The 7,853-nt window shown below is 64.5% G+C and carries 8 protein-coding genes; 3 read left to right on the top strand and 5 right to left on the bottom strand.

Features of this window, described 5'->3' with window-relative positions; translation table 11 throughout:
- The 3 genes from O2807_09120 to O2807_09110 all read right to left on the bottom strand — a co-directional run.
- Positions 1-648, bottom strand: a 648-nt coding sequence (locus tag O2807_09120) for a chromate transporter (protein MDA1000656.1), incomplete at its 3' end; no start/stop codon positions are given.
- 194 nt (positions 649-842) lie between these two features.
- Positions 843-3,062, bottom strand: a complete 2,220-nt coding sequence (locus O2807_09115; protein MDA1000655.1) for a xanthine dehydrogenase family protein molybdopterin-binding subunit — start codon at positions 3,060-3,062, stop codon at positions 843-845.
- A 39-nt stretch (positions 3,063-3,101) separates the two neighbouring features.
- On the bottom strand, positions 3,102-3,995 hold the full coding sequence (locus tag O2807_09110) for a Gfo/Idh/MocA family oxidoreductase (protein ID MDA1000654.1): 894 nt from the start codon (positions 3,993-3,995) through the stop codon (positions 3,102-3,104).
- Positions 3,996-4,660: 665 nt separating this feature from the next.
- On the opposite strand from O2807_09110, the gene O2807_09105 reads away from it, so the two are divergent.
- Positions 4,661-5,011: a cupin domain-containing protein gene (locus O2807_09105; protein MDA1000653.1), complete on the top strand. Its 351-nt coding sequence runs from the start codon at positions 4,661-4,663 to the stop codon at positions 5,009-5,011.
- Positions 5,012-5,017: 6 nt separating this feature from the next.
- On the opposite strand, the gene O2807_09100 is transcribed toward O2807_09105, so the two are convergent.
- Complete coding sequence (locus O2807_09100) at positions 5,018-5,641, bottom strand: hypothetical protein (protein MDA1000652.1); 624 nt, start codon at positions 5,639-5,641, stop codon at positions 5,018-5,020.
- Positions 5,632-6,387: a M50 family metallopeptidase gene (locus O2807_09095; GenBank protein MDA1000651.1), complete on the bottom strand. Its 756-nt coding sequence runs from the start codon at positions 6,385-6,387 to the stop codon at positions 5,632-5,634. Before O2807_09095 ends, O2807_09100 begins: the two co-directional genes overlap by 10 nt.
- 168 nt (positions 6,388-6,555) lie before the next feature.
- Here O2807_09095 and O2807_09090 point away from each other — a divergent pair, with 168 nt between their 5' ends.
- Positions 6,556-7,077: a DinB family protein gene (locus tag O2807_09090; GenBank protein ID MDA1000650.1), complete on the top strand. Its 522-nt coding sequence runs from the start codon at positions 6,556-6,558 to the stop codon at positions 7,075-7,077.
- A 307-nt stretch (positions 7,078-7,384) separates the two neighbouring features.
- Entirely contained in the window at positions 7,385-7,834 is a 450-nt protein-coding gene (locus O2807_09085; protein MDA1000649.1) for a hypothetical protein, read from the top strand.
- Positions 7,835-7,853: the final 19 nt, after the last annotated feature.

Genomic DNA, 7,853 nt, shown 5'->3' with positions numbered 1-7,853 from the left:
CAGGGCCTTGGCCAGCAGGGTCAGTGCGACTAGGAGGGCGAAGAACGCGGCGAGGCAGCCGATCGCGGCGGCGCGCGGGACGGCGAGGCCCAGCGGCGCGGCGCGCTCCCCGTCCCCGCCGGGGAGAATCATCCGCCCGAGGATCGCGCCGCCGAGGATGACGAGAACCTGCACGGCCGCCGTCTGCGTCCAGAGGAGGACAATCGCCGCGAGGATCGCGATGGCGGCGCGGGGGCGGTCCGGGCAGAGGATGTTCGCCATGCCCCAGAGGGCGCGCGCGACAACGGCCACCGCGGCGATCTGGAGGCCGTGGAGCCAGGACGTGCCGAAAGCCTCCTGAAGCGCCGGCAGGCCCAGCGCGAAAAGGACCAGCGCCGCCGCCGAGGGCAGCGTGAAGCCGAGCCAGGCGGCGAAGCCCCCCCGGATTCCGGCGCGCGCGACGCCCAGCGCGATGCCCACCTGGCTGCTCGCCGGCCCGGGCAGCGACTGGCAGAGCCCGATCAGATCCGCGTAGGCGCGCTCGTCCACCCACTTCCTGCGCGCGACGATCTCCTCGCGGTAGAAGCCCAGGTGCGCCGTCGGGCCCCCGAACGAGGTCAGCCCCAGCCGAGTGAAAACGCGCAGCACTTCAAAGAAGCTTCCCGCCACGGCCGCCCTCCCATATACCGTTTCCCATATGCCGTTGCGATCCGATGGGGGATTCTACCCGGCGGAGGCTACAAAAAAAACGCCCCACATCTACGGGGCGCTCTTTGAAAATCTTCCCCCATCCCAGCCTTCTCCGGGGGGAGAAGGGGTCTCTCTTACTCCCTCTCCCTTCGGGAGAGGGCGGGGGTGAGGGCTTATCTCTTGATCTTCCCCAGCACTTCCATGACGTGATCGGGGGTGATGGGGATGCGGGTGATGCGCGCGCCGATGGCGTTGCTGACGGCGTTGGCGACGGCGGCCGCGGCGGCGGCGCAGGGGGGCTCGCCGATGCCCTTGGCGCCGTAGGGGCCGAAGCCCTCGCCGGATTCCGCGATGATGTCCTCCCAGGCGGGGGTCTCCATCGCCGTCGGGATGATGTAGCCCTCGAAGTGATCCGTGAGGGGAACGCCGTCCTTCGTGATGATCTCTTCCATCAGGGCGTGGCCGATGCCCATCATGGCGCCGCCCTCGAACTGGCCCTCGACGTGCTGGCGGTTGATGGCCTGGCCGACATCGTGCGCGGCGCGGTAATCGAGCAGGCGGATCTCGCCGGTCTCGATGTTGACCTCGGCCTCGGCGGCGTGGACCCCGAAGGTGTAGTCCATCCATCCGCCCGCGTCGCCGTACTGTTCGTTGCCCTCGTATTCGTGCTTGCCGAGGATCATCTTGCCGGTGTCGTGCAGGACGAGGCCCATCTGCTTGCACTTCTTCACCGCCTCGGGGACGGTGACGCTCCGATCCTTCGCGGCGCGCACAAAAATCTTTCCGCCCTCGATTTCGAGATCGTCCACGGCGGCCTCGAAGAGCTCGGCGGCGCCTTGAAGCAGTCTTCCGCGCAGCGCGATCCCCGCGCGGTAGGTGGCCCCGCCCGAGATGAGGGTCTGGCGGCTTCCCGCCGTGATGCCGCAGAAGGGGGTGATCTCCGAGTCCGACATGACGGCGGTCACGCTCTCCAGCGAAAGGCCGAGGGCCTCGGCGGCGATCTGGCGGTAGGTCTGGGTCTGGCCCGCGCCGACATCGGTCGCGCCCGCGCGCAGGCTCACGCTCCCGTCATCCTGAATCGAGAGATAGGCCTCGCCCTCGTTGCGGGGCCTTCCGTAGCCCGCGAGGTTCGCCGCGTAGCCGACCCCGCGCCGCCAGGGACCCGCCTTCTTCGGGCGCGCGTTCCGCTTCATCGAGGCCTCGACCTTGTCCATGATCTCGGGGAGGATCACCTTCGTCGGCACCTTTTGCTTCTGCATCAGGGTGCCGCCCTTCTGGATGAAGTTGCGCCTTCTGAACGCGGCCGGGTCCATCCCGATGCCGGCCGCCACCTCGTCCATCTGGGACTCATAGGCGAAGCAGACCTGGTTCGCCCCCACCCCGCGCATGGCCTCGGTGAAGGGGTTGTTCGTCGCGACGGCGCGGGCGCGCCCCCGGGCGTTGGGGATCTCGTAGGGCCCGCCGCTGATGCAGAGCCCGCCGAGGACGAGCCCCCGGCTCATCGTCGGGTAGGAGCCCGAGTCCGCGATGATGTCGACCTCGACGGCGGTGAGCTTGCCGTCCTTCGTCGCACCCGTGCGGTAGTGCATCTGGAAGGGGTGCTTCTTGCTGCCGGTGCGGATGGTTTCCTCGCGGGTGTAGGCCATGCGCGCGGGCCTTCCGGTGCGCAGGGCGGCCAGCGCGAGGAAATCGCCCAGGAGGGGGTGTTCTTTTCCGCCGAAGGCGCCGCCCACCATCGGGCAGATGAGCCGCACCCGGCTCTCGGGGAGGGCCAGGGTGTGGGCCACCTTCTGGGCGTTCTCGATGGCCTGGGTCGGCACGCAGATGTTCATCACCCCGCGCTCGTCCATCCAGGCGAGGCCGCCCTCGGGCTCGATGAAGGCGTGATCGAGGCAGGCGGAGAAGTAGGCGTTCTCGGCGATGAAATCCGCCGCCCGGAAGCCGGCCTCCACATCGCCCTTCTCGGTCTTCCAGTCGCAGAGCACCTCGCCCTCGGGCGCGAGGAAGTCATAGGCGCCGGGGAGCGGCTCGTAGAGGACGCGCACCTTCTCGGCCGCCTCGCGGGCGAGATCGCGCGTCTCGGCGCCGACGATGGCGATGGCATCGCCGATGCCGCTCACGGTTTCCTCGACGAGAACGGGATAATTCGGGTAGCGGCCCTCGTTCGCGCCGGGGATATCCTTCGCCGTGAGGACGCACAGCACGCCGGGGATGGCGAGCGCAGCCCGGGGGTCTATCTTCTTGACGCGCGCGGGCGCCATCCGGGCCCGGATGACCTGGACGAAGACCTCGCCCGGAAGCCGGCGATCGTCGCTGTAGAGGGTCTCGCCCAGCGCCTTGGCGAGGGCGTCTTCTTTCGTCGGCGAGGTGCCGACATATCGCATCTGCGGCATGCGCTTCCTCCGCACAGAATCCGCCACGGGGACGGAAAATTAACGGTACTTGCTGATCTCGACTGCCTGATTCGTCCGGGCGCTCTCGACCACGGCCTCGAGCACGGCCACCACTTCCAGGCTCTCGGGGCCGCCCGTCTCGGGCTTCGCCGTTCCGCGGATGCAGCCCGCGAACTCGGTGATCTCCTCGGCCAGCGAATCGCCCGCCTGGCAGGGGATTTCCTGCCGCACCATCTGATCGGGCTTCTGGATGAAGAACCGCGCGCCGTCCTCTTCGGACCAGGCGTTGAGCTGGGTGCCGAAGGCCGTCGTCGTGCAGATTTTCGGAATGACATAGGTCGAGCCGATGTAGCCGAGGGGGCCGCCCTCGAATTCGAGGACGATGCTCGTCACGTCATCGAGCTGGCTCTTGCCGGCAATCCGCTTGCTCATGGCGAAGAGGCGCTTCACCGGGCCGGCGAGGTAGTGCAGGTTGTCGATCATGTGGACGCCGAGGCCGGTCATGGCGCCGGCGGGGCACTCGGCGGGGTCGCTCCGCCAGCCAGCCCGCGGGGTGAGCCCCGCGCCGAGCGAAAGGTTGGCCTCGAGCTGGTGCAGCTGACCGAGCGCGCCGCTGTCGATCATCTCCTTGATCTTCCGATTGGCACCCGAGCGGCGGCGGTTGTGGCCCACCAGAAGGGTAACGCCCGCCTTCGAGGTGTCGGCGATGGCCTTCTTCGCCCCCGCGGCGGTCAGGGTCAAGGGCTTTTCGACGAAGACGTGCTTTCCGGCCGAGGCGGCCTGAGCGATCATGTCGTCGTGGGTCGAATGGGGGGTGACCAGAAGGATGCCCTCGACCTCGGGGTCCTTCAGGACTTCCTCGTAGCTGGCAGCCGCGCGGCAGCCGTATTTTCGGAAAACGCCTTGCGGCTCTCCTCGGAGCGGGCAAAGCAACTGACGATCTCGGCCGCTCCGCTGCGTCCCACGGCGTCGCCCAAAACAGCTGCCCACCAGCCGACACCCACGGACGCCAGACGAACTTTATCTGCCATGTTGTTCACCTCAAAAATTATCGGGTAAAAGAATCAGCCGCCGAAACCGCCCGAAGACGGATTCGGCGGCATTTCGTCCAAAGAACACCAGATAAGAATAAACCAAGGAGGTGGGTTTGGAAAACGCTGGAAGGAAAACAGGGACAAAAAAAACCCTCTTCCCGGGGGCGGGAAGAGGGGGCCGTGCCATTTTTGGTGGAGCCGCATAAAGGAAACGCATAAACTAAATGAATAATGGCGTGGCGGAGGAGCGCCGACCCGATCGACCACTCCTCACGCCCATCGGGAAAGGCGTGCCGCCTAAGAACGCCTTACCCAACGTACCTGGGATAACAGCAAGGGATGTGCCATATTCCATGTTCAACAAATATAATATTATCAACGACTTAGATGGCGTCCCTCTCAGGGAAATTGTCAAATTGTCCTGTTCTGCACGCCCTCTCCCGGTTTCGCTCATGCCAAAGCGTCATTTCACTCTTACCAGCGCCGGGGATGCGGTTGCGCTTTTCCAGAATCGGAGGAACATATCCGGGATACCCCGCTTTTCTCCAAAAAGAGAGGACATGGATGAACACGTACGCATGGGACACGATACCGGCGACCGAGGTCCGGCCCGGGGTGACGCGCAAAGTTTTCACGGGCGAAGGGTCCATGCTGGTGATGACCGAGGTGCACCCCGGCGCGAACGAAGCGCCGCACACCCACCCCTTCGAGCAACTGGTCTTCGTCGTCGAGGGCAACGCAAACTTTACGCTCGGGGAGAAAAAAATTGCGATCGCAGCGGGCAGCGTCTTCCGCGTTCCCCCCGAGACGCCCCACGGCGCGGAGGTCACCAGCAAGGGCCCCTGCCGCCTCCTGGCGGTCTACGGCCCGCGCCGCGAGGATTATCTCATTCACTGCGAATATCAGGAAAAATAGGCCGGCCTAGCGGAGAACCCCGCCGCCTGGCCTTCCCTCCGGGAGGGATTCAATTGCATCGCGGATGAGGGCCGCCATTTCGTCCCCCTGGGAGAGGAGCGTGCCCGCCTGGGTTTCGCTCCGCCAGAGGATGCGCCCCTCCCCCGTGTCCAACAGCACGATCTTGAGCCGCGCATGGCAGTATTCGATCGTCTGGCAACCGCTTTCACCCGCGGCGACCAGAACGCCCCCCGCACCCGCCGCCCGAAGGCGTTCTAGAATTTTCCGCACCTCGGCGATCCGATCCGGCAGTGGCGCAGGCAATTTTTTGTCCGGCACCGGCCAGGGGACAAGCGCATAGCCGCGCGCGGCGGCATGGTTTTCCAGCAGGAAGGTTCCCTCGATGCGCTCGCGCTTTTGCCCCTTCAGGGCCAGAATTCCGGCCCGGCGGTAGATGTCCCGGAATTGCCCCGTCCAGTCGTGGAGATAGACATAGGGCGCCACGGCGATTTTGCGGACCGCCTCGAGCCCGCCTGGATGTAGCACCTGCGCGCCGCCTCGAATCTCATAGGCGCAGCCGGCCGCGAGCGCGGCGAGAACCCCCAGGGCCAGCGCCCGCCGTTTCAGACGAAAGGCGCCGCTCAGAACCATCTCTCCCCGCCCATGTCCTCTGCCGTGCGCCACCCCCACTTCACCCCCTCCAGGAGGCGGGCGCCGCTCCAGGCGTATGCGGCTGCAATCTCATCGAGAAGCGCCGGCCCGAGGATGGCAAGCCGCTCCCACCCCGCGAGGGCGAGGATGGCGCATCCGCCCATGAAAACGAGACCGGCCAGATAGATGGCCACCCAGGAAAACAGCCTTCCGCTCCGCCGGAGATCGGGCTGCGAGGTCCGCAGGGTTTTCCCGGTCATCATGAGATGAAAAACGAGGGCGAGGCCGACAGCAAATGCCGTCACGAGTTCCAGGCGCGGATCGGGCACGGCCCACTCAGCCGCCTTTCCCGCTCCGAGCAGGAGCGCCGCCGGGAGGGGAAAGAAATAAGGGGCCAGCGTGATCACCGGATTCGTCCCGCTCAGGACGACGGCCCCCTCCTCGCGGTTCACCTCCAGGCTCCGCACTTTTTTCCCCAGCGGAACCGCGAAGATCAAATGGGTCATCTCGTGGACAAAGGTGTAGAGAAAGTGCGGCGGCCATAAGCGGTGCCAGAGAACGTAGACCGCCCCGCCGCCGAGAAACGCCCACGCCTTTCCGGTCAAGAGAAAGCCGCCCAGCGACTTCCCGGGCAAGAAAACCACCGGAACCAAATTCTGCAACAGGGCAACCGTCCCGCCCCAGCAGGCCGGCAGCAGCCCCAGGGCCAGAGCACCCCAAAAAATCCACCGAAAAAAACGCTTCAATCGCTCACCCATCCCCTCATCCGGGAAACTTCCCTGATCGCCCGTTTGGCCCTTGCAGATTACCCATCGGCCGCTTCCGCTCCAACCGCCGGCGGCGAAGCGTTCCCCTCCGGGCGCATATGTGTTTTACTCGATGCCGACCGCACCCCTTCTCACATGGAACGCGAGATGAAGGCAACCGATGTTTTCAAGAGGGCGCTGGGCCGAAACAACGCGGTCATCGCGATGGCGGTCAAGGACCTCGCCGAGGACGACTTCCATCATCAGCCGAACGCGAACGACAACACCATCGCCTGGATGATCTGGCACCAGACCCGCTACGAGGACAACTCCATCGCCGTCATGTCGGGGCGCGATCAGGCCTGGATCGGGGACAAGTGGCACGAAAAGTTCGGCATGCCCCCCGACCCGGGCAACAACGGCGTCGGCCATCAAATCGATCAGGTGCGCGCCTTCCGCGCCGACAAGGATCATCTTCTCGCCTACATGGCGGCCGTGCGCGCGCGGACGAATTCGTACCTCGAAACCCTCGGCGAGAGCGATCTCGAGCGAAAGATCACGAACACCTTCGGCGAGGAGATCACCATCGGGGAGTGGCTCACCCGCCTCCTCGGCGACCACACCCAGCACACGGGACAGATCTGCTACCTCCGCGGCCACATGAAGGGCCACGGCTGGTTCCCGCGATAGTCCGCTCGTCCGCTCCCCAAAATTCCGCGCTTCACCCCCTGATACAGATGTCTCATTCACAGCGAAAACTTTTTTACGCATAAAACCATTTGACCAAATTCCAAATTACTCCAAGGAACTATTTGCGCAACAATCAGAATTTTCATTATTTCTTTACTTAACCCATTGAAAAATACTGACCTGTGTTGAAATTGCGTTTGAACTTTGTTCACTCTCACCATATATTTTGGCAACTGAGCCACAAGTTTTGCACAAGAAATTCACCGAAATCTTTTTCGGCTTTCCTGGGGGGGAATGGAGTGATGAAATGTACGATAGCCTTCGCAGTCCGCGATGGTCCGCCCGGTATCGTATTGATTTTGATCTCGACGAGAGTTCCCCTCTCGTCACGCTGAAGTCCCCGGATCTTTCGCCTGACCCCATCATCCCCATTGACATCAGCGCCGGCGGCTTTTGCCTCTTTGCCCTGTACAGGCCCCGGGGGGAAGCGCCTTTTCCGATCTGCATCCAGATCGGAAAGAGCGCCCAGGTGGACTGCCTCGGGCGCGTCGCCTGGGCGGAACAAAAACCCGGCCTGATGGGCCACTGCTGGAAGATGGGTGTTCTTCTGGAGTTCGAGGCGGGCCAGCGGGATCGCTTCTTCGACATTCTGAAGAATTACCTCGCTGCAAAGAGAGAGAGAGAACGCCCCTCAGCGCCTAGCCCCTGGAAGGCTCGCCCGCGCGCGGGCGCCTTCAGCGAAAACGAAACCCCGTGAAGGGGCCATCCCCTTTCCG

Source organism: bacterium, assembly GCA_027622355.1.
Taxonomy (GTDB): Bacteria; UBA8248; UBA8248; order UBA8248; family UBA8248; genus JAQBZT01.
The sequence above is the reverse complement of the archived record's forward strand: the minus strand, read 5'-3'. Positions and strand labels throughout refer to the sequence as shown.

Excerpts from the sequence above, each read along its gene's own strand:
- O2807_09115 (MDA1000655.1), bottom strand. The coding sequence starts at position 3,062 with ATGCCGCAGATGCGATATGTCGGCACCTCGCCGACGAAAGAAGACGCC.
- O2807_09105 (MDA1000653.1), top strand. The coding sequence starts at position 4,661 with ATGAACACGTACGCATGGGACACGATACCGGCGACCGAGGTCCGGCCC.
- O2807_09100 (MDA1000652.1), bottom strand. The coding sequence starts at position 5,641 with ATGGTTCTGAGCGGCGCCTTTCGTCTGAAACGGCGGGCGCTGGCCCTG.
- O2807_09090 (MDA1000650.1), top strand. The coding sequence starts at position 6,556 with ATGAAGGCAACCGATGTTTTCAAGAGGGCGCTGGGCCGAAACAACGCG.
- O2807_09085 (MDA1000649.1), top strand. The coding sequence starts at position 7,385 with ATGTACGATAGCCTTCGCAGTCCGCGATGGTCCGCCCGGTATCGTATT.